Source organism: Streptosporangium roseum DSM 43021, assembly GCF_000024865.1.
GTDB lineage: Bacteria > Actinomycetota > Actinomycetes > Streptosporangiales > Streptosporangiaceae > Streptosporangium > Streptosporangium roseum.
Map to the genome: position 1 here is coordinate 10302564 of NC_013595.1, position 19679 is coordinate 10322242.

The window sequence follows — 19679 nt, forward strand, 5'->3', positions numbered from 1 at the left end:
CGGGTGACGGCGTCCCGTCCGTGGAACGCCGCCCGCGCCGGGGACATGCCGGTGGCCGGTGCGCCCGTCCCGGTCACTTCAGCTCCGGGGCACCCGCGGCCGAGCCGAGCCATTCGGTCTCGATCTTGGCGAGCTCGCCGGAGGAGGTCAGCTTGTCGATCGCCTCGTTCACGCAGCCCACCAGCGGGCTGCCCTTCTCGAAGACCGCGCCGAAGACCTCGGGCGTGCCGGAGGCGGCGCCGAACTGGCCGACGATCTTGGAGTTCTCGACCTGGGCGGCGGTCACGTAGAAGGCGGTGGGCAGGTCCACCACCACCGCGTCGACCTGCTTGTTCTTCAGCGCGTTCACCGCGTCGATCTGCTCGTTGTAGACGTTCGGCTCGGCCGCCGGCTTGATGACGTCCTTGACCGCCTGCAGCGAGGTGGTGCCGACCTGCACGCCGATCTTGGCGTCCTTGAGGGCGGCCAGGTCCGTCGCGGAGGCGGCCTTGGAGCCGTCCAGCGCGACCACGGCCTGCTTGACCGTGTAGTAGCCCTTGCTGAAGTCGACGACCTTGGCCCGGTCAGGGGTCACGGAGACCTGGTTGAGGTCGAAGTCGAACTGCTTGGCGCCGGGGGCGAACGCGGTGTCGAACTTCACCGTGGCCCAGGCCACCTCGCCGCTCTCGAAGCCGAGCTGCTTGGCGACGGCGTGGGCCACCGCGCTCTCGAAGCCCTTGCCGTTGGCCGGGTCGTCGTCCTTGAACCACGGCTCGTAGGCGGGCTTGTCGGTGCCGATGGTCAGCTTGCCCGGGGTCTTCAGCGTGAGCTGGTCCTTGGCGCAGGTGGCCGGGGCGGAGGGGGCTGCCTTGACCGCCGTTTCCGAGGCCGGCGCACATGCTACGGCGGCCACCGCGAGGGCGCCGAGCGCGAGCAGCATCGAAGGACGGACCATGACAAACCTCCAGAATCAAGCAACGACTCACGAATTCTACGTATGTGCGGTGACCCCGAGTGACACCGTCTCGCCATACGGATGAGGGCTCTCCCCCGCGGACGGAGAAGAGCCCTCATGATGCGTGACCGGTCAGGCCGCGACAACCTCGATGTCGAGGGCCGCGGAGACCTCCGGGTGCAGCTTGACGCTGACCCGGTGGGAGCCGAGGCTCTTGATCGCGGGCGCGATCTCGATGCGACGGCGGTCGAGCAGGGGGCCGCCGGCGGCCTTGACGGCATCGGCGACGTCGCCCGTGGTGATGGAGCCGAAGAGACGGCCGGAGTCGCCGGCCTTCGTCTTCAGGACCACCTTCAGGGACTTGAGCTGGCCCGCGACCTCCTGGGCGGTGCCCAGGTCGCGGATCTCGCGGGCGTCGCGAGCCTTCTTGATCGAGGAGATCTGCTTCTCGCCGCCGCGCGTCCACAGGATCGCGAAGCCGCGGGGGAGCAGGTAGTTGCGGCCGTAGCCGCTCTTGACCTCGACGATGTCGCCGGGGGCGCCGAGGCCGGTGACCTCACTGGTGAGAATGAGCTTCATCTGTCCGACCTCCTTAGCGCGCGGTGCTCATGTACGGCAGGAGCGCCATCTCACGAGCGTTCTTGATAGCGGTCGCCACGTCACGCTGGTGCTGGGTGCAGTTGCCCGTCACCCGGCGGGCACGGATCTTGCCGCGGTCGGAGATGAACTTCCGAAGCAGCGCCGTGTCCTTGTAGTCGACGTAGGAGATCTTGTCATGGCAGAACAGGCAAACCTTCTTCTTAGGCTTGCGCAGTGCCGGCTTGGCCATCGTGGTGCTCCTTTCAGAGCCCCGCCGTGAGGCGGGAATGGTCGCTGCGGATATGGACTGGATTTCAGGATGCGATCTTCGGCCGTCCCGGAGGACGGCCGTACCGACCTGGAAGGATCGACCTAGAAGGGCGGTTCGTCGCTGAAGTCGCCGCCACCGAAGTTGCCGCCACCCTGCTGCTGGCCGCCACCGAAGTTGCCGCCGCCACCGCCACCGCCGCCGTAGTTGTTACCGCCGCCGAATCCGCCGCCCTGGGGGGCGGCGGGCGCCGCGGAGGCCCACGGGTCGTTGGCCGGGCCGCCGCCGAAGCCGCCGCCACCGCCGCCCTGACGGGCGGTCTTGTTGACCTTGGCGGTCGCGTTCTTCAGGGAGGGGCCGACCTCGTCGACCTCGACCTCGTAGACGGTGCGCTTCTCGCCTTCCTTGGTCTCGTAAGACCGCTGGCGGAGCCGTCCCTGAACGATGACCCGCATGCCGCGCTGGAGGCTCTCGGCGACGTTCTCCGCCGCCTGTCGCCAGACGTTGCAGGTCAGGAAGAGGCCTTCGCCGTCTTTCCACTCGTTGGTCGTCTTGTCCAGAAACCGCGGAGTGGATGCGATGCGGAACCGGGCCACAGCCTGCCCCGTAGGGGTGAACCGCAGCTCCGGATCGTCGACGAGGTTGCCGACGATGGTGATGGTGGTGTCGCCTGCTGCCATGGCTAGCGCTGCCCTTCCTGCGGCCTTAGCTGGTTATCGGCTCAGAGTACGGCTGCCGCCCGACAAAATGCCGGGGGTTAGTGCACGTCCGGACGGAGGACCTTGGTCCGCAGGATGCCCTCGTTGAGGTTCATCTGCCGGTCGAGCTCCTTGACCGTGGCGGGCTCAGCGGTCAGGTCGATGACGGCGTAGATGCCCTCGGGCTTCTTGTCGATGTCGTAGGACAGCCGACGACGACCCCACACGTCGACCTTCTCCACGCTGCCGCCGTCATTGCGGACGACCGTGAGGAACTGGTCGAGGGAAGGGGCCACCGTACGCTCATCGAGCGAAGGGTCGAGAATGACCATCATTTCGTAACGACGCATGCTGGCTTCCAACCTCCTCTGGACTCTTGCGGTCACGACACCGTGCCGTGACAGGAGGACGCTGACGTCTTCACCGCGGTCGCCCATTTCGGCGGCCGTGGTGGAGGGCGGGTCATAACACGCCCATGAAACGTAGCCGTGCCAGCCTACCAGCCGGTCAAGGGTTGGGCCGTCACCTCGCCGGGAACCTCCCTACCATGGGAGGACGGGGGTGGTGAGCCATGCCGCACGTGTTTCGTTCCACCGGGGGCCGGCCGTCCCGGCTGCGACTGAACAGCGACGGGCGACGGCACCCCGTCGAGAACGTCCTGAGTGTCGTCACGCTCGCCTGCGGGTTGATCGCCTTCGTGTCCGCGTTCTTCCCCGGCGCGCACGCGATCGGGGCGTGGCTGGGGACGGTGGGGTTCGTCGGAGGTTTCTACTCGCAGTACGTCTCGGCGACGACGGCCGAGCGCTCACTGAACATCGTGGGCATCGTGGCCTCGTTCGTGGGTGTGGCCTTCGGCATCTACCACGGTGGTTTCTACCCGTAGAGCCCCGACGGCCGAAGGCCACTCCCGGGCGGCTAACCGCCCAGCCGCAGGTCCACGCCGAGCAGGACGAGGAACCACAGGAAGACCGCCAGCAGTGCCTCGGCGACGTCCTTCAGGAGCTTGGGGGTGATGTAGTCGTAGACCCAGGCCACGTAGAGACCGATCAGGATGTAGATCAGGCCGATCAGGCTGATCCCTCTGCGGTAGTAAGCCACTTCGACTCCTTGCGTTCGGCCCGCGGGGGGTAGCGGGCATCGGGGCGCGCCGTGCGACTGCCCGTGAAAGGCGGCTCGAAACGGCTAGGCTCGAACACATGCCGCGTATCGGAGCCCATGTCGACCAGGACGACCCGCTGACCCACGCCAGGGCGCGCGACGCCGAGGTCGCGCAGTTCTTCCTCGGCGACCCGCAGGGCTGGAAGGGCCCGGTCATCGGCGAGAAGACCCCGGAGATCAGGGACTCCGGCGTGGACGTCTACATCCACGCGCCCTACGTGATCAACGTGGCCACCGCCAACAACCGGATCCGCATCCCCAGCCGCAAGCTGCTGAGCTCCAACCTCGCCGCGGCGGCCGAGCTGGGCGCCAAGGGCCTGATCGTCCACGGCGGCCACGTCGGCGCCGGCGACGACCCGCAGAAGGGCTTCGACAACTGGCGCAAGGTGTTCGAGCGCCTGGAGGAGCACGAGGTCCCGGTGCTCATCGAGAACACCGCGGGAGGCGGCAACGCGATGGCCCGCAAGCTGGAGCGCATCGCCCGGCTGTGGGACGCCCTCGACGGCTTCGACGTGGGTTTCTGTCTGGACACCTGCCACGCGCACGCGGCCGGTGAGGAACTGGCCGACGTGGTCGAGCGGATCATGGCCATCACCGGCCGGATCGACCTGGTCCACTGCAACGACTCGCGCGACGCCGCGGGGTCCGGTGCCGACCGGCACGCCAACCTCGGCGCGGGCCGGATCGACACCGAGCTGATCCTCTCGGTCTGCCGGAGCGCCGGGGCGCCGATCGTGGTGGAGACGCCGTTCGAGGGCCAGGCCGAGGACATCTCTCTCCTCAGAAAGAGCCTCTGATCAGCAAGAGCGTTTGATCCACAGCCTGTGGATAACTTTTCTGGATTACTCCGTGCCAAGAATGGGTAAGGAGAGTCACCCCACCCAGGCACCATCCATGAAAGTCAGCGTGTTGAGCACCATCAACGGGCCGACCACCAGCGCGTAGACGAGGATCACCCACTGTCTCCAGCGCGCGCCCGGGGTGCCCGTCCGCGCGATGAGCAGGAACAGCGGCCACCACAGCAGCGCCGAGCGCGGGATCGACAGGTAGTAGGCGGAGCAGATCAGGGCGCCCACCTGGAGACCCACGTAGACGAACTCGCTCCATCGCCGCAGGTAGAGCAGGACCAGCACGAGCCCGATCCCGACGACCGCCCCGGCGATCTCCAGCCGGAACGCCCAGGCGAACCTTCCCTCCCCCATGGCCGAGTTCCACGTCGTGATCAGCGACTCCCACGGCCACACCAGGTGCCGCCCCCACCCGGCCTCCTGTGCGTGCTTCCACGCCAGCCAGTCGCCGCTGAGGCTGTAGTGGTAGGCGGAGTAGAGCACCAGCGGCACGAACGGCAGCACCAGCCACGCCGCCTGCCGTACGGCCTGCCGCCGGGTGAAGAACTCCACGATCAGGGCGAGGGCCAGGAACAGGCCGGTGATCCGCATGCAGGAGGCCCCCGCCGCGAGACCGGCGGCCAGTGACCAGCGCCCCTGGCGCGCCGCCAGCCAGGCCGGGATCGCGAAGGCCAGGAACAGCGCCTCGCTGTAGCCGGTGAACAGGAACACCGACATCGGCCAGAGCAGCAGCGCCAGCACCGCGCGCCACCCGGCTCCCGGCGGTCCCTCGAACTCGGCGAGCCTGGCCAGCGCCACCATCGCGACGGCGCCCGCCACGAAGGAGATGAGCAGCCCGGCGAGCGTCCAGTCGCCCACGAACGTGTGCACCGCGCGGAGCGTCAGCGGCATGCCGGGGAAGAACGCGGGCAGCCCCTTGTCCGGCTCGGCGGCGGCGGGGTCGCCGCCGTAGCCGTGCTCGGCGATGGTGATGAGGAGCTGGGTGTCCCAGTGCTTCCAGCGCTCCAGGAACGGCGCAACGGTATCTCCCCCCGACATGGCCCCGGCCCCCACGACCGCGAGGACGACGATTCCCAACCGGGAGCTCAGCCAGAGCGTCAACGCCTCCATCGCGGTGTCGCGCGGAGGTTCCAGGGGGGTGGTCATACGGTGGAATTGTGGCGGATCATCATGTCTTGAGGCCAGCCGGAAAGGTCATGAGGTTGACCACTTCCGGACGGCCGCCCCCTCCCGACAGCACGGATCCGGTACGGCGTGCGTGCCGTACCGGATCCGTGGAGGCCGTGGAGACCGGCCGGGAGCCGTGGCCGGAGACCGGCCGGGGGTCAGGAGAGCGCGATGCGGAACCGGTCGGGGGCCCCGTCGAAGACGCCGCCGGCCTGATCGTCGATCCCGGCCTGCCGGATCACGTCCTTGTCCGGCTTGAGGATGTCGCGCACGACGAGGGCCATCATGATCAGGATGGTGATCGCCCGGCCCCACACGGCGGTGAAGTAGGTGTCGCCGGAGATGCCCAGCGCCTCGTTGCCGGGCTGGATGCCGACCAGGTAGAGCCAGATCGCGAAGAAGTACCAGCACTCGGCGACCTGCCAGAGCGCGATCGCCTTCCAGTTGGGCCGGGACAGCACCGCGAAGGGGATCAGCCAGAGCACGTACTGCGGCGACCACACCTTGTTGGTCAGCATGAACGCGGCCAGGGTGAGGAAGCACAGCTGCATCAGCCGGGGCCGGGTCCGGGCGGTCACCGTGAGCACCGCGATCGCCAGGCAGAAGGCGCCCAGCGCGAGGATGCCCAGCGTGTCGAGCCGGTCGGCGTCGCCGAGGATCGGCCACTGCTTCTGGTTGAAGAAGTACCAGATCGAGCCCCAGTCGGCCGGGCGCTCCTGGCTGAAGACGTAGAACCGCTTCCACCCGTCGAAGGCGGTCAGCATGATCGGCACGTTGACGAGGAGCCAGATCCCGGCCGCGCCGCCGACCGTCTTGAGGAACGGCACCCACTTGCCGGTGCGCAGCGTCAGCAGGAACAGCGGGCCCAGGAACATCAGCGGGTAGAACTTCGTGGCGATCGCCAGGCCGAGCAGGACGCCCGCCAGCCACTGCCGCCGCTTGGACCAGGCGAGCAGCGCGCCCAGCGCCAGGGCGTTGGCGGCCAGGTCCCAGTTGATGTAGGCGGTGAGGATCAGCGCGGGGGCGAGGGCGTACCAGAGCGCGTCCCAGCGCCGGGCCGGTCCGGCCAGCGCGGCCATCAGCAGCACGCCGACGACCAGGCAGAGGGCCATCAGGATCACGGTCAGGTCGTAGAACGCCGTCCCGGGATCGCTCATGGGCGTGACGATGCGGCGGAAGAACTCCATGATCCCGCCGATGCCGACGGGGTATTCGACCGGGTAGTCGAAGTAGGGGACCTTGCCCTCGTTGAGCTTCTCGTTCCACCACAGCGGATAGATGTCGGTGTAACAGAAGTTCGTGAACTGCAGGGTCCCGTGGTTCCACGCCCCGCCGAAGCGGCAGGGCCACTTCCACAGGTAGGAGAGCAGCGCCCCCAGCCCCGCGAACAGGGCCAGGGGGATGTACGGGACCGCGCGCGTCCCGAGGCCGGACACCGTGTTCAGCGGCGACTGGAGGCTCTTCATCAGGGACGCTGCCCGGACGGTCTGCCCCTGGGGTCCGGCGCGACCGCGGCGGGGGCGCCGCCGTTGCTGCCGATGTCGCCGCCGCCGCCGTCGCCGCCGCCGTCGCCGTTCTCGTCCGGGAAGCCGGTGTCGTCCCCCGTGGAGTCACAGGTGATGTCGCCGGGCAGGCAGCCCTGGTCGTCAGGCGAGGGCTGCTGGTCCCCGAGGTCTTCGGGGATGCCGTCGTCGCCCGGGTCCTCGGTGCCGAACGGGTCCGGCGTGGGCGACGGGGTCGGCGTCGGGGTGGGCTTGGGGACGATGTTGTTGTCCGTGCCGACGTTGGCGCGCGGCGGGAAGGGGATGACCTCCTTGCCCTTCATCGCCTCCGCCATGAAGGCGTGCCACACCCGGGTGGGATACGTGGCGCCCTGGATCTCGGCGCCCAGCGACTCCTCGGCGTTCGTCTTCTTGTCCTGCCGGTACATGCCGACGGCGGTGGACAGCTGCGGGGTGAACCCGACGAACCACGCTTCCTTGTTCTCGTCGTTGGTGCCGGTCTTGCCCGCCACCGGCCGGTCGTAGAGGGCCGCGGCCCTGCCGGTGCCCCGGGGGTCCTTGACGACCTGCTCCAGGGCGACGATTGCGTCGGCCGCGCTGTCGGGGCTGATGACCTGGGTGTGCTGGGTGCTCTCCGGGAGGACCACCGTCTTGTCGCGGTCGACGACCTTGATCACGACGTGGTTCTCGAAGTGCTTGCCCTCGTTGGCGAAGATCGAGTAACCGCCGGCCTGCTGGACCGGGGTGACCGGGCCGGAGCCGATGGTGAGGGCGAAGGCGTGGTCCTTCACGGTCTTCTGGAGGTTGTCCTCGCCGATGCCCGCCCCGGCCGCGATCTTGACGACCTCCTCCAGGCCGACCTCCATGCCCATCTGCACGAACGCCGTGTTGACGGACTCGGCGGTGGCCCTGATGGTGTTGACCGAGCCGCCGGGGATGTCGTGGGAGTTCTTGATGTCGTTGGTGCCCGGCGCCTTGATAGGGCCCTTGCCCAGCAGGTAGCTGTTGAGGCTGTTGCCGGCCTCCAGCCAGGCGGCCAGCACGTAGGGCTTGAACGCCGACGCCGCCTGCTTCTCGGACATGAACGCGTCGTTCCACTCGCGCTTGAGGAAGTTGGGCCCCCCGTAGAAGGCGACGACCCGCCCGTTGCGGGGATCCACGGCCGCGAGGCCGGTGTGGATCTCGGAGGAGAGGCCGGAGGTGTTCTCCTGGACCGCCTTCTTGGCCGCCAGCATCAGGCGCTTGTCGAACGTGGAGTAGATCTTGTAGCCGCCCCGCTCGACGTCCTCCTGGCTGATGCCCTTGCGCTTGAGCTCCCGGAGCACCTCGGTGATCATGTATCCCTTGATGCCCGCGTAGTAGTCCTTGTTGCGGACGGCGATCCGCTTGGGGGCCGTGGGGGACTTGGCGGGCAGCGAGCCGTACTTGGCCGGGTCGATCTGGGCCATGCCCTTGATCACGTAGTCGTAGCGCTCCTGGGTGGAGGCCAGGTTCTTGGCGTTCTCGGCGCGGTCGAACGCGTCGGGGTTCTGGATGCGGCCGGCGAGGTAGGCCGCCATCTCCGGGGTCAGCTTGTCGACGTCCTTGTTGAAGAACGCCTGCGCCGCGGCCTGGATGCCGTGGGCGCCCCGTCCGAAGTAGATGGTGTTGAGATACTGGGTCAGGATCTCCTCTTTGCTGATCTCCTTGTCCAGCTTGATCGCGACGAAGATCTCCTTGACCTTCCGCTGGATCGACCGCTCCTGGCTGAGGCCGTCGTAGTAGTTACGGGCCATCTGCTGGGTGATGGTCGAGGCGCCCTGGACCTGCTCGCCGCTCACGGTGCTCCACAGCGACCTGGCCATGCCCTTGAAGTCGATGCCGTTGTCCTCGCGGAAGCTGCGGTTCTCCGCGGCGATCACCGCGTCCTGGACGTGCCGCGGGATCTTGTCGATCGTCACCAGCGTCCGTTTGACGCCGAGGCGGGCGAGCGGGGTCTTGTCGCTGTAGTAGATGACGCTGCCCTGGTCGTCCACGCTGTCCTGCTTGTCCGTGGCCGAGGGGACGGGCGTGTTGGCGTAGCCGACCGCGATCATGCCGAAGACACCCGCGGTGACGACCGTGAAGCTCGCCAGCACGATCTTCCAGCTGGGGACGAAACGCTTCCATCCCCGGCTGTCGGGCTCGTCGTCGCCGTCGCCGTCGCCGGGACCGCGGCCGCCCGGTCCGCGTCCGCCGCGTCCGCCGGGACCGCCGGGACCGCCGGGACCGCCGGAGACCACGGTGTCCTCCGCCGCGACGGCGCGCCCGGCCCGGCCGCGCCTGCTCCGCCCGCCGGGACCGGAGCCCGGGGAGCGCTCGCTCCTCGCCTGGGCGGCGAGCATGGCCTGGGTGTCCTCGAAGGCGGCCTCGGGACGGCGGCCGGGGGCCGGGTCGGGGTCGCGCCTGCGCATTCCGCCCTCCCCGGGACCGTACCCGGCGCCCTGCGGCGCCCGGCCGGTCTCCCGGGGGTCACGCCCGGCGCCCTGCGGCGCCCGTCCGAAGTCCCGAGGGTCCGGTCCTACGCCCTGCGACCGTCCCTGCGCCTGGGGCGTATTCCAGGCCGCGTCACCGGTTTGGGAGGGCTGGGACGGGGGAACTGCACGGGGAGCGGCGCCTGGGCTTGAGCGACGGCGCCGTCCCTGGGGAGCCGACGCGTCCGGGCGCTGCTGGCGTCCGTCCGGCTCCGGGTCATGGCTGTGGCTGTTACTCACGCGTCCTCGTTCGGTCATCGGGGTCTACGGCGGCGTGCTGGCGGGGAGATTACCTCCAGATCACGGAAGATCTCGTCGCCTTGGCTGACTGGTAGCCGACTTCTTCGGGTGGATCTCCAATCCCGGGGACGGACGAGACCGGCGGGTGGTTCCGAGAACAACCTTGGCAGACCTCTCCCGCCTGAGCGCGGGATTCCCCGTATCGGAAGGCGGTCCCGAGCGTGCGGGGGCCACGGCCCACTACCGTCCGCTGCGACCACATAGGCGTCACACTACGGCTTTTTACTGTTTGCGCCCAACCTCTTGGGAAAGTCGTTAATTGCAGAGATATGTTGGTTCGACGTATCCTCAAGATGTATCGGCTCGATACATCGACGCGAGAGGTGGTGGTTTCCAGTGGCCAGTGGACGGGGCGGCGTACTGGAGCTCGCCGTGCTCGGGTCGCTGCACGAGACCCCGTTACACGGCTATGAGCTGCGCAAACGGCTCAACGCTCTCCTCGGCATGTTCCGAGCGTTCTCCTACGGTTCGCTCTACCCCTGCCTCCGCCAGCTGCTGACCGACGGGCTCATCGTGGAGGACAGCGCGTCCGACACGGCCTCTGCCCCCGCCGAGAGCCCCATAACGCTCACCGGCCGCCGGTCGAAGATCGTCTACAAGCTGACCGCGGAGGGTAAGGAGCGGCTCCAGGAGTTGCTCACCCAGGCCGGCCCGTCCGCCTGGGAGGACGAGAGCTTCGGAGTCCATTTCGCCTTCTTCAGGCACACCGAGGCCGAGGTGCGCCTGCGCATCCTCGAAGGACGCCGGAGCCGGCTGGAAGAACGCCTCGACGGCGTCCGGACGGCCCTCGCCCGCACACGGGAACGGCTCGACAGCTACACCCTCGAGCTGCAGCGTCACGGTCTGGAGTCGGTCGAACGCGAAGTGCGCTGGTTGAATGAGCTGATCGCCACCGAGCGACGGAGCTCCTCAGCCGACGAAGAGCGGCAGTCCACGCAAGAAGGAACATCCCGGGCGCCCGCGCCCGGAGCAGATAACACGGGACGGCATGCCGTCCCGGAAGACAAATGACCACTCAGAACAAGGGGAGCGAGTGCCATGGGTTCGGTGCGCGTAGCCATTGTCGGTGTAGGCAACTGTGCCACGTCGCTCGTGCAGGGCGTGCACTACTACAGGGACGCCGACCCCGGCGCCCGGGTGCCGGGCCTGATGCACGTCAAGTTCGGCGAGTACCACGTCGGTGACGTCGAGTTCGTCGCGGCTTTCGACGTCGACGCGAAGAAGGTCGGGCGTGACCTGTCCGAGGCGATCGTGGCCTCGGAGAACAACACCATCAAGATCTGTGACGTGCCGCCGCTGGGCGTGACCGTGCAGCGTGGCCACACCTTCGACGGCCTCGGCGAGTTCTACCGGGACATGATCGAGGAGTCGGACGAGGCCCCGGTCGACGTCGTGCAGGTCCTCAAGGACAGCAAGGTCGACGTCCTGGTCTCGTATCTGCCCGTCGGGTCGGAGGAAGCCGACCGCTTCTACGCCCAGTGCGCCCTCGACGCCAAGGTCGCGTTCGTCAACGCGCTGCCGGTGTTCATCGCCTCCGACCCGGTGTGGGCCCAGAAGTTCACCGACGCCGGCGTCCCGATCATCGGCGACGACATCAAGTCCCAGGTCGGCGCGACCATCACGCACCGCGTGATGGCCAAGCTGTTCGAGGACCGCGGGGTCGAGCTGCTCCGCACCTACCAGCTGAACTTCGGCGGCAACATGGACTTCATGAACATGCTGGAGCGCAAGCGCCTGCAGTCCAAGAAGATCTCCAAGACCCAGTCCGTCACCTCCCAGATCCCGCACGAGATGGGCAAGGCCGACGTGCACATCGGCCCGTCGGACCACGTGCCGTGGCTCGACGACCGCAAGTGGGCCTACGTCCGCCTGGAGGGCAGGTCCTTCGGCGACACCCCGCTGAACCTGGAGTACAAGCTGGAGGTCTGGGACTCCCCCAACTCCGCCGGCATCATCATCGACGCGGTCCGCGCCGCGAAGATCGCCCTCGACCGGGGCATCGCCGGGCCGATCCTGTCGGCCTCCTCCTACTTCATGAAGTCCCCGCCGGAGCAGTACTCCGACGACGAGGCCCGTGAGTACGTGGAGAAGTACATCCGCGGCGAGGTCGAGCGCTGAGCGCCCGACTGTGAGGAGCCCCCCGCCCACCGGGCGGGGGGCTCTCCGCGTTCGAGGGCCCGTGGTCGAGGGCCCGCGTTCAAGGGCCTGTTCCCGGACGATCCGTGGTCGGACGATCCGTGGTCAGCGGGCGGCGGCGGGGAGCTCGGCGGGGTCGGCGACCGGCCAGCCGAGGGGGTCGGCTCCGAGCTCGACCAGCTGGGGGAGCTGCTCGCGGCACCACGGGGAGACGGCCAGGCGATGGGCGAGCACCCCGTCGACGAACTCCTTCCACGGCATCCAGCGCACGTCGTCGACCTCGTCGGGGTTGGGCGCGGCGTCGGACCCGACGACCACCCGGTAGACCGGGCAGAGCTCGTGCTCGACGATCCCGCTGTCCATGACCGCTCGGTAGGAGAAGCGCGGCAGCAGCAGGTCGACGCCGCCGGCGCTCAGCCCCAGCTCGTGGGAGAGCCGGCGGGTCACCGCCTCCGCCATCGGCTCGCCGGGCAGCGGGTGGCCGCAGCAGCTGTTGGTCCACACGCCGGGCCAGGTGATCTTGTGCGATGCCCTGCGGGTGAGGAGCACCCGGCCCTGCCCGTCGAACACGTAGCTGGAGAAGGCGAGATGGAGGGGGGTTTCCGGACCGTGCACCACGGCCTTGGGGGCCGTGCCGATCGCGTTTCCCTCGGCGTCGACGAGCACGACGTGTTCTTGAGGCGTCACCCGACCGAGAGTACGTGACCATGTCGGCCCGTCATGCCTGATCAGCGTTAGATCATGAAAGGTGTGGAAGTGTCCCCCCCACGTATCTCAGGGATGTTCCCGATGTCTCCGCAGGGGCGGTCGAGCGTAGGCTGAGCCCGTGTCATTCGTATCCGATCTACGCGTTGTCCTGGATGGTCGGGACTTCCGGCGGCTGTTCAGCACCCGCCTGGTCTCACAGTTCTCCGACGGGATCTTCCAGTTCGCCGTAGCCGGATTCGCCTTCTTCAGCCCGGAGAAGAGCACCAGCGCCGTCCAGATCGCCGCCGGCCTGGCGGTGCTGCTGCTGCCGTACTCGATCCTGGGCCCCTTCGTGGGAGTGTTCATCGACCGCTGGTCCCGGCGGCAGATCCTGGTGATCGCGCCGCTGGTCCGCGGGGCGCTGCTGCTGGTGGCCGCCGCCCTCGTCGCCACCGGCGCCCCCGACGCGCTCTTCTACACCGCCGCGCTCGCCGTCCTCGGGGTCAACCGCTTCTTCCTCGCCGCGCTGGGCGCCTCGCTCCCGCACGTCGTCCCGGCCGACCGGCTGATGGTGGCCAACGCGGTCACCCCCACCTCCGGCACCGTGCTGACCTTCGTGGGCGTGGGCGCGGGCTACCTGCTGCGGATGGTCTTCGGCTCGGACCACCGGGGCACGGCGGTGCTGCTGGTCGCCTCCGGCCTCGTCTTCGGCCTCAGCGCGCTGATCGCCAGGACCATGGGCAGGAAGCTGCTCGGCCCGGCCTACGACCCGGACCGGCCGCAGGCCCGCGCCGCCGTGCGCCACGTGCTGAGCGGCCTGGCCGACGGCGCCCGGCACCTCGTCCACCACCGGGCCGCCGCCGCCGCGATGGGGGCGATGGCCACCCACCGGTTCGTGTACGGCATGTGCACGGCGATGCTGGTGCTGTTGTCGCGCTACTACTTCGCCGACAGCGCCGAGGACGCGCTGAACGCGGTCTCCATCGTGGTCGCCACCTCGGGGGTCGGCTACGCCCTGGCCATCCTGGTCACGCCGTGGGCCACCGAGCGCTTCGGCATCGAGCGGTGGGTGCAGGGCATGCTCGCCGGCGCCGGGGTGCTGACGTTCGCGCTCTGCGCGCCGTTCCAGCAGTGGGGCTTCGCGGCCGGCGGCTTCGTGCTCGGCATCGCCGGGCAGAGCATCAAGATCTGTGCGGACACCAGCGTCCAGCGGGACGTCGAGGACGCCTACCTCGGCCGGGCCTTCTCGATCTACGACATGCTCTTCAACGGCACCTACGTGCTGGCCGCTACCCTGGCCGCGGCGCTGCTGCCGGCCGACGGCCGGTCGATGGCGGTGCTGGTCCTCATCACCGCCGGCTACCTGGGCGGCGCGCTGCTCTACCGGGTGCTCACGCCGGCCCGAGCGCCCGAGCCGCTGCCGTCATCGCCGTCGTGATCCTCTCCAGGTCGTCGCCGACCGAGTAGGGCGGCATCGTGTAGATCAGCCGGTTGAACGGGCGCAGCCAGACCCCGTGCCGCATGACGACGTCCTGGACCGCCGCGACGTCGACGGGCTCGTGGGTCTCGATGACCCCGATCGCGCCGAGCACCCGCACGTCCTTCACGCCGGGGGCGTCCGCGGCCTCCGCCAGGCCCCGCACGAGCCCGGCCTCGATCCGCCCGACCTCCTCGCGCCACGGGCGCTCCCGCAGCAGCTCCAGGGAGGCGCCCGCGACGGCGGCGGCCAGCGGGTTGCCCATGAAGGTCGGCCCGTGCATCAGCACGCCGACGCCCTCGGCCACCCGCTCGGTGCACAGCGTCGCGGCCAGCGACATGTAGCCGCCGGTCAGCGCCTTGCCCAGGCACATGATGTCCGGCCTGACCCCGGCGTGGTCGCAGCCGAACAGCTCCCCCGTCCGGCCGAACCCGGTGGCGATCTCGTCGGCGATCAGCAGGATGCCGTGCTCGTCGGCCAGCTCGCGGAGCCGGCGCAGGTAGGCGGGGTGGTAGAAGTGCATGCCGCCCGCCCCCTGGACGACCGGCTCCACGATGATCGCCGCCAGCTCGTGGGCGTGCCCGGCGACCATCTCGTCCAGCCGGGCCGCGTAGCCCTCGTCGAACTCGGCCGGCGGCCGTCCGGCGAAAACGTGCCCGGCCAGCGCGCCGGAGAACAGGTGGTGCATGCCGTTGACCGGGTCGCAGACGGCCATCGCCCCGAAGGTGTCGCCGTGGTAGCCGCCCCTGACCGTGAAGAGGCGGCTCTTGCCGGTGAGCTGGAAGGCCATCTTGATCGCGACCTCGACGGCCACCGAGCCCGAGTCGGCGAGGAACACCTTCGGCAGCCCGGTCATGGTGGCCAGCGTGTGCGCCAGCCGTACGGCGGGCTCGTGGGTGAGCCCGCCGAACATGACGTGCGCCATGTTCCCGGCCTGGTCCTTCAGGGCCCGGTTGAGCCTGGGGTGGTTGTAGCCGTGGATCGCCGCCCACCAGGACGACATCCCGTCGACCAGCTCCCGCCCGTCCGCGAGCGTCAGCCGTACCCCCTCGGCCCTGGAGACCACGTGCACGGGCCCCCGCGGCGGCAGGGCCGCGTAGGGGTGCCAGACGTGCTCGCGGTCCAGGTCCGCGATGTCACTCAGGGGGGAGGCCGTTCTCGTGGGCCCACTGGCGCAGGGCCTCGGTCGCCGCCTCCTTGCCGATGACGCCCTTGTCCAGGCGCATGTCCAGGAGGAACTTGTAGGCGCGGCCGATGACCGGGCCCGGGGGGACGCCGAGGAGCGCCTGGATCTCGTTGCCGTCGAGCTCGGGACGGATCTTCCCCAGCTCCTCCTCGTCGGCCAGCCGGGCGATGCGCTCCTCAAGCTGGTCGTAGGTCCGCGACAGCGCCTGGGCCTTGCGCTTGTTGCGCGTGGTGCAGTCGGCACGGGTCAGCTTGTGCAGGCGTTCGAGCAGGGGCCCGCCGTCGCGGACGTAGCGGCGCACGGCCGAGTCGGTCCACTCGCCGGTGCCGTACCCGTGGAAGCGCAGGTGCAGCTCCACCAGGCGGGACACGTCGGCCACCACGTCCTTGGGGAACTTCAGCTCCGACATCCGCTTCTTGGCGAGCTGCGCGCCGACCATCTCGTGGTGGTGGAAGGAGACCCGGCCGCCGGGCTCGTGGCGGCGGGTCTTGGGCTTGCCCACGTCGTGCAGGAGCGCCGCCCAGCGCAGGATGCGGTCGGGGCCGTTCTCCTCCAGGTCGATCGCCTGCTCCAGCACGATCAGCGTGTGCTCGTAGACGTCCTTGTGCCGGTGGTGCTCGTCGATCTCCAGGCGGAGCTTGGGCAGTTCGGGCAGGACGTGGGAGGCGAGTCCGGAGTCGACGAGGACCTTGAGCCCCTCGCGGGGGTGGTCGCCGCAGATCAGCTTGTTCAGCTCGTCGCGGATCCGCTCGGCGGAGACGATCTCGATCCGCTCGGCCATCGCGGTCATCGCGGCGAACGCGGCCGGATCGACGGTGAAGGCGAGCTGGCTGGCGAACCGGGCGGCGCGGAGCATCCGCAGCGGGTCGTCGTCGAAGGACCGCTCGGGGAGGGCGGGGGTGCGCAGCACCTTGGCGTGCAGGTCGTCGAGGCCGCCGTGCGGGTCCACGAACTCGCGGGACGGCAGGCGCAGCGCCATCGCGTTGACCGCGAAGTCACGCCGGGCGAGGTCGCCCTCCAGCGTGTCGCCGTAGACCACGTCGGGCTTGCGCGACTTGGGGTCGTAGGACTCGCTGCGGTAGGTGGTGATCTCCAGCAGCCAGTTGCCCTTGCGCACGCCGACCGTGCCGAAGTCGATGCCGATCGTCCAGATGGAGTCGGCCCAGTCGCGGATCAGCTCCAGGACCGTCTCCGGACGCGCGTCCGTCGTCAGGTCGAGGTCGTTGCCGATCCTGCCGAGGAGGACGTCGCGGACGGAGCCACCCACCAGGGCGATCTGGTATCCCCTGGCGGAGAACAGTTCGCCGAGTTCGTCGGCCACGGGGGCGATCTTTCGGAACAGCTCGCTCATGCCGTGCCGCTGGCTCTCAGACAGATTTGAAAGGGACAAGCCGGGTAGGTCCTTCGGTTACGGAACATGTTCCCCTCTGGGGATACACCTGACGCGATCACCAGGTTACGGTCAGTCAGGAGACCGTCGGGGGCCGTGCGTCGAGGCAAGGAGCACATACATGAAGGACGCCCTCGCGATCCACCGCTGGCTCCTCGCACACCAGGTCCACCATGAGATCGTACGCCTTCCGCGCGCGATGACATGCGTCGACGAACTGCCGGAGCTGCTGTCCGCGAGCCCGGCGACCTGCGTGCAAGTCACAGTCTTCGAGGTCATGACCCGGATCGGCCGCGAGCCCGTCGCGGTCGTCACCTCCGTCGACTCGCCTCCCCGGCCCGGCGTGATCGGCGGCACCCTGGGCGCCCGCCGGGTCCGTCCCGCCACGGCCTTCACGGTGAACTCCGTCACCGACTACGCCGCCGGGCTGATCTGCCCGCTGCTGCTCCCCGACGGGCTGACCGTGCTGGTCGACGAGCGGCTCGCCGGAACCGGGCAGGTTGTCCACACACCCACGGGAGAGCGTCACACGGCACTGCGGATACGCGCCGACCACCTGCTCACACTTGTCTCTGGGAAGACCATTGACCTAGTCCATTCCCGGTCACGGAGGGAGCCTGCGACCTTTCCCCTCGCTGGATAGGCCATAGCATTACGGGCGTGCGCCGTACTCGACCCATGGCCGGCATGTGATCAACAAGGCCGCGCTGCTCGCCGTGCTCACCACCACGCTGCTTCTTCCCGCGGCCGTGGTGCTTCCGGCTACGGCGAACGCCCAGACCACCATGGCGAGCCGCCAGAGCCCCCAACTCGTGGTGGAGACGATCAGCCCCGACGTGCCCCGTGAGCCGACCACCGAGATCAAGATCTCCGGGTCCTTCACCAACACCGGCACCGAGGCGCTCGCCAACCTGCGGATCCGGATGCGCTACTCCTCCCAGCCGTTCGCCGGGCGCGCCGACATGGCGGCCTACCAGAGCGGCCAGGGGCTCCAGCCGACCACCTGGAACCAGCTCAGCGTCCCGCAGGTCGCGCCCTCCGCCAAGGCGCCGTGGGAGTTCGTCTCCACGCCGCAGCAGCTGGGCCTGACCCGGTTCGGCGTCTACCCGGTCATGGTCGAGGTGCTCGACCCCGTCGGCCAGCAGCTCGCCGTCCAGCGCACCTTCGTGGCCTACATGCCCAAGGACGTCAAGGTGCCGCGCACCAGGCTCGCCATGGTCCTGCCGCTCATCGACCAGCCCCGCCGGGCCGACGACCGCACCTTCGTCAGCGACGGCCTGCCCGGGGCCCTGGCCGACGGCAAGCGCCTCGGCAACCTCCTGGAGATCGCCCGGGACACCGCCTCGGCCAAGGGGCTCACCTGGGTGGTCGACCCCGCCCTCCTCGACGACGTGCGGGCGCTGGGCAGGGCCTACACGCTCAGGACCAAGGACAAGAGCGAGAACCGCCCGGCGAACGCCGCGGCCGCCAAGTGGCTCGGCGACCTCCGTACGGCTCTCGCCAAGCCTCCGGTCGTGGCGACCCCCTACGGCGACCCCGACGTGGCCGCCCTGGCCCACAACGGCGTCGACGACGTCACCGAGACCGGGATCGACGCGGCCAAGATCGTCGCCAGGGAGACCCTCGGCCGTGACGTCCTGACCGACGTGAACTGGCCGGTGAACGGCCTGATCGACTACGACGGCCTGGACCTGCTGTCCACCGGCGACGTCGCCACCGTCCTGCTGAACCCGCTGAACCTGCCGCCGGCGATCCCTCCGGTCACCACCCCGGACGCCTCGGCGACCGTGGAGAGCGTGAACGGCCCGATCACCGCGCTGGTCACCGACACGGTGCTGGGCGAGATCATCGGGGCCGAGACCTCCGCCCCCGGCGCGGCCCTGCTGAACCGCCAGCGGTTCATCGCGGAGACCGCGATGATCAGCTCCGAGCCCGTCACCACGGCCAGGACGGTCGTCGGCGTCCCGCCCCGGCGCTGGGACCCGGACCCGGCCTACGTGACCGGCCTGGCGAAGACGGCCGCCACCCTGCCGTGGCTCGCCCCGGCCACGCTCGACGCGATCAAGCGGGGCAAGGGCGCCCCCACGCCCCGCACCGGCCTGACCTACACCGACCAGGACCGGCGCAAGGAGCTCGCCAAGCCGTACGTGGGCAGCGTCAAGCGGGTCGCCGCGCGCGCCGACCTGACGGCCGCGGTGACCACGGAGCAGGACCTCGACGTGTTCGACCTGGCGGTGCTCCGGCTCGCCTCCTCCGCCTGGCGGGACAGGGCCGAGACCGCGACGCCGTACGTCAAGCAGGTCGGGACCGCGGTCGACGCCCGGATCGGGAAGATCTCCATCACCGGCACCGGGCAGACCCAGATCCGCACGCTCGCCGGCAAGAACGGCGACGTGCCGATCACCGTCCACAACGGGCTGGGCCAGGACGTCGACGCCAACCAGGTCACGGTCCGGCTCAAGGTGACCTCCGACCAGCCCGACCTGCTGAAGATCGAGCCCTACGAGGCCCGGGACGACCCGATCGTGCTCCGCGGCGGTCAGAACCGGACCATCCGGGTCCCGATGACCGCCACGACGACGGCCAGCGGGCAGACCACCGTGACGGTCCAGCTCACCACGGCGGACGGCCGGAATTACGGCAAGCCCGTGGAGCTGACGGTACGGACCACCGGTTACACCGGGATCGCGCTGGTGATCGTCGGAGCGGCCCTGCTGGTGATGCTGGCGGCCGTGGTCATGCGCGTCCTGCGCCGCAGGGGGACCCGCCGCGCCTCGGCGGCGACCGTACCCCCGAGGCGCGCGAGCGCGCCGGCCGGCACCGAGTCCTGAGCACCTAGCGACCTAGCGGAGGAAAA

Annotated in this window: 19 protein-coding genes; 7 read left to right on the top strand and 12 right to left on the bottom strand. The window is 69.4% G+C overall.

All coding sequences use genetic code 11. The features are described from left to right. Nucleotides 1-73 precede the first annotated feature (73 nt). The 5 genes from SROS_RS45165 to rpsF form a co-directional block, all read right to left on the bottom strand. Entirely contained in the window at nucleotides 74-934 is an 861-nt protein-coding gene (locus tag SROS_RS45165; RefSeq protein ID WP_012895697.1) for an ABC transporter substrate-binding protein, read from the bottom strand. 132 nt (nucleotides 935-1066) lie between these two features. Continuing rightward, the gene (gene rplI, locus SROS_RS45170) at nucleotides 1067-1513 is read right to left on the bottom strand and encodes a 50S ribosomal protein L9 (RefSeq protein ID WP_012895698.1); all 447 of its coding nucleotides are present in this window, start codon (nucleotides 1511-1513) and stop codon (nucleotides 1067-1069) included. A 13-nt stretch (nucleotides 1514-1526) separates the two neighbouring features. Beyond that, on the bottom strand, nucleotides 1527-1763 hold the full coding sequence (gene rpsR, locus SROS_RS45175) for a 30S ribosomal protein S18 (protein WP_012895699.1): 237 nt from the start codon (nucleotides 1761-1763) through the stop codon (nucleotides 1527-1529). Between the two features lie 122 nt (nucleotides 1764-1885). Further along, nucleotides 1886-2461 carry a single-stranded DNA-binding protein gene (locus tag SROS_RS45180; RefSeq protein WP_012895700.1) on the bottom strand — a complete coding sequence of 192 codons (576 nt, stop codon included), beginning with the start codon at nucleotides 2459-2461 and terminating at the stop codon, nucleotides 1886-1888. 77 nt (nucleotides 2462-2538) lie between these two features. Next, nucleotides 2539-2829, bottom strand: a complete 291-nt coding sequence (gene rpsF, locus SROS_RS45185; RefSeq protein ID WP_012895701.1) for a 30S ribosomal protein S6 — start codon at nucleotides 2827-2829, stop codon at nucleotides 2539-2541. A 221-nt stretch (nucleotides 2830-3050) separates the two neighbouring features. On the opposite strand from rpsF, the gene SROS_RS45190 reads away from it, so the two are divergent. Continuing rightward, on the top strand, nucleotides 3051-3362 hold the full coding sequence (locus SROS_RS45190; RefSeq protein WP_012895702.1) for a hypothetical protein: 312 nt from the start codon (nucleotides 3051-3053) through the stop codon (nucleotides 3360-3362). A gap of 32 nt (nucleotides 3363-3394) precedes the next feature. Here SROS_RS45190 and SROS_RS45195 read toward each other — a convergent pair whose 3' ends face one another. Beyond that, the gene (locus tag SROS_RS45195; RefSeq protein ID WP_012895703.1) at nucleotides 3395-3577 is read right to left on the bottom strand and encodes a hypothetical protein; all 183 of its coding nucleotides are present in this window, start codon (nucleotides 3575-3577) and stop codon (nucleotides 3395-3397) included. Between the two features lie 98 nt (nucleotides 3578-3675). Between SROS_RS45195 and SROS_RS45200 the strand changes: the two genes are divergently transcribed. Beyond that, nucleotides 3676-4434 (top strand): deoxyribonuclease IV, encoded by a 759-nt coding sequence (locus SROS_RS45200; RefSeq protein ID WP_012895704.1) that lies wholly within the window; start codon nucleotides 3676-3678, stop codon nucleotides 4432-4434. 75 nt (nucleotides 4435-4509) lie between these two features. Here SROS_RS45200 and SROS_RS45205 read toward each other — a convergent pair whose 3' ends face one another. From SROS_RS45205 to SROS_RS45215, 3 genes are all read right to left on the bottom strand, one after another. Next, nucleotides 4510-5631 carry a glycosyltransferase family protein gene (locus SROS_RS45205; RefSeq protein ID WP_012895705.1) on the bottom strand — a complete coding sequence of 374 codons (1122 nt, stop codon included), beginning with the start codon at nucleotides 5629-5631 and terminating at the stop codon, nucleotides 4510-4512. Between the two features lie 179 nt (nucleotides 5632-5810). Beyond that, nucleotides 5811-7118: a glycosyltransferase family 87 protein gene (locus SROS_RS45210; RefSeq protein WP_012895706.1), complete on the bottom strand. Its 1308-nt coding sequence runs from the start codon at nucleotides 7116-7118 to the stop codon at nucleotides 5811-5813. Beyond that, nucleotides 7118-9586, bottom strand: coding sequence for a transglycosylase domain-containing protein (locus SROS_RS45215; RefSeq protein ID WP_012895707.1), 2469 nt, complete (start codon nucleotides 9584-9586; stop codon nucleotides 7118-7120). The genes SROS_RS45210 and SROS_RS45215 overlap by 1 nt, the downstream gene beginning before the upstream one ends. A gap of 696 nt (nucleotides 9587-10282) precedes the next feature. Here SROS_RS45215 and SROS_RS45220 point away from each other — a divergent pair. Together SROS_RS45220 and SROS_RS45225 are read left to right on the top strand one after the other, a co-directional pair. Further along, a complete protein-coding gene (locus SROS_RS45220) occupies nucleotides 10283-10957 on the top strand; it encodes a PadR family transcriptional regulator (RefSeq protein ID WP_012895708.1) in 675 nt (224 codons plus the stop codon). A gap of 27 nt (nucleotides 10958-10984) precedes the next feature. After that, a complete protein-coding gene (locus SROS_RS45225) occupies nucleotides 10985-12064 on the top strand; it encodes an inositol-3-phosphate synthase (RefSeq protein ID WP_012895709.1) in 1080 nt (359 codons plus the stop codon). 123 nt (nucleotides 12065-12187) lie between these two features. On the opposite strand, the gene idi is transcribed toward SROS_RS45225, so the two are convergent. Continuing rightward, a complete protein-coding gene (gene idi, locus SROS_RS45230) occupies nucleotides 12188-12769 on the bottom strand; it encodes an isopentenyl-diphosphate Delta-isomerase (protein WP_012895710.1) in 582 nt (193 codons plus the stop codon). 139 nt (nucleotides 12770-12908) lie between these two features. On the opposite strand from idi, the gene SROS_RS45235 reads away from it, so the two are divergent. Then, nucleotides 12909-14207, top strand: a complete 1299-nt coding sequence (locus SROS_RS45235) for an MFS transporter (RefSeq protein WP_012895711.1) — start codon at nucleotides 12909-12911, stop codon at nucleotides 14205-14207. Here the strand turns inward: SROS_RS45235 and SROS_RS45240 are convergent. Then, nucleotides 14161-15381 (bottom strand): adenosylmethionine--8-amino-7-oxononanoate transaminase, encoded by a 1221-nt coding sequence (locus tag SROS_RS45240; protein WP_012895712.1) that lies wholly within the window; start codon nucleotides 15379-15381, stop codon nucleotides 14161-14163. The two genes, SROS_RS45235 and SROS_RS45240, sit on opposite strands and share 47 nt — an antisense overlap. Nucleotide 15382: 1 nt before the next feature. Continuing rightward, nucleotides 15383-16783: a CCA tRNA nucleotidyltransferase gene (locus tag SROS_RS45245; RefSeq protein ID WP_052317172.1), complete on the bottom strand. Its 1401-nt coding sequence runs from the start codon at nucleotides 16781-16783 to the stop codon at nucleotides 15383-15385. Nucleotides 16784-16943: 160 nt separating this feature from the next. Here SROS_RS45245 and SROS_RS45250 point away from each other — a divergent pair, with 160 nt between their 5' ends. Together SROS_RS45250 and SROS_RS45255 are read left to right on the top strand one after the other, a co-directional pair. After that, the gene (locus tag SROS_RS45250) at nucleotides 16944-17465 is read left to right on the top strand and encodes an aminoacyl-tRNA deacylase (RefSeq protein WP_012895714.1); all 522 of its coding nucleotides are present in this window, start codon (nucleotides 16944-16946) and stop codon (nucleotides 17463-17465) included. A gap of 46 nt (nucleotides 17466-17511) precedes the next feature. Beyond that, on the top strand, nucleotides 17512-19653 hold the full coding sequence (locus SROS_RS45255) for a DUF6049 family protein (RefSeq protein WP_012895715.1): 2142 nt from the start codon (nucleotides 17512-17514) through the stop codon (nucleotides 19651-19653). The last annotated feature ends 26 nt before the right edge of the window (nucleotides 19654-19679 follow it).

Bases quoted from the DNA above. Each gene is read 5' to 3' on its own strand.
- SROS_RS45165 (WP_012895697.1), bottom strand. From the start codon at position 934: ATGGTCCGTCCTTCGATGCTGCTCGCGCTCGGCGCCCTCGCGGTGGCC.
- rplI (WP_012895698.1), bottom strand. From the start codon at position 1,513: ATGAAGCTCATTCTCACCAGTGAGGTCACCGGCCTCGGCGCCCCCGGC.
- rpsR (WP_012895699.1), bottom strand. From the start codon at position 1,763: ATGGCCAAGCCGGCACTGCGCAAGCCTAAGAAGAAGGTTTGCCTGTTC.
- SROS_RS45180 (WP_012895700.1), bottom strand. From the start codon at position 2,461: ATGGCAGCAGGCGACACCACCATCACCATCGTCGGCAACCTCGTCGAC.
- rpsF (WP_012895701.1), bottom strand. From the start codon at position 2,829: ATGCGTCGTTACGAAATGATGGTCATTCTCGACCCTTCGCTCGATGAG.
- SROS_RS45190 (WP_012895702.1), top strand. From the start codon at position 3,051: ATGCCGCACGTGTTTCGTTCCACCGGGGGCCGGCCGTCCCGGCTGCGA.
- SROS_RS45200 (WP_012895704.1), top strand. From the start codon at position 3,676: ATGCCGCGTATCGGAGCCCATGTCGACCAGGACGACCCGCTGACCCAC.
- SROS_RS45205 (WP_012895705.1), bottom strand. From the start codon at position 5,631: ATGACCACCCCCCTGGAACCTCCGCGCGACACCGCGATGGAGGCGTTG.
- SROS_RS45210 (WP_012895706.1), bottom strand. From the start codon at position 7,118: ATGAAGAGCCTCCAGTCGCCGCTGAACACGGTGTCCGGCCTCGGGACG.
- SROS_RS45215 (WP_012895707.1), bottom strand. From the start codon at position 9,586: ATGCGCAGGCGCGACCCCGACCCGGCCCCCGGCCGCCGTCCCGAGGCC.
- SROS_RS45225 (WP_012895709.1), top strand. From the start codon at position 10,985: ATGGGTTCGGTGCGCGTAGCCATTGTCGGTGTAGGCAACTGTGCCACG.
- SROS_RS45245 (WP_052317172.1), bottom strand. From the start codon at position 16,783: ATGAGCGAGCTGTTCCGAAAGATCGCCCCCGTGGCCGACGAACTCGGC.
- SROS_RS45250 (WP_012895714.1), top strand. From the start codon at position 16,944: ATGAAGGACGCCCTCGCGATCCACCGCTGGCTCCTCGCACACCAGGTC.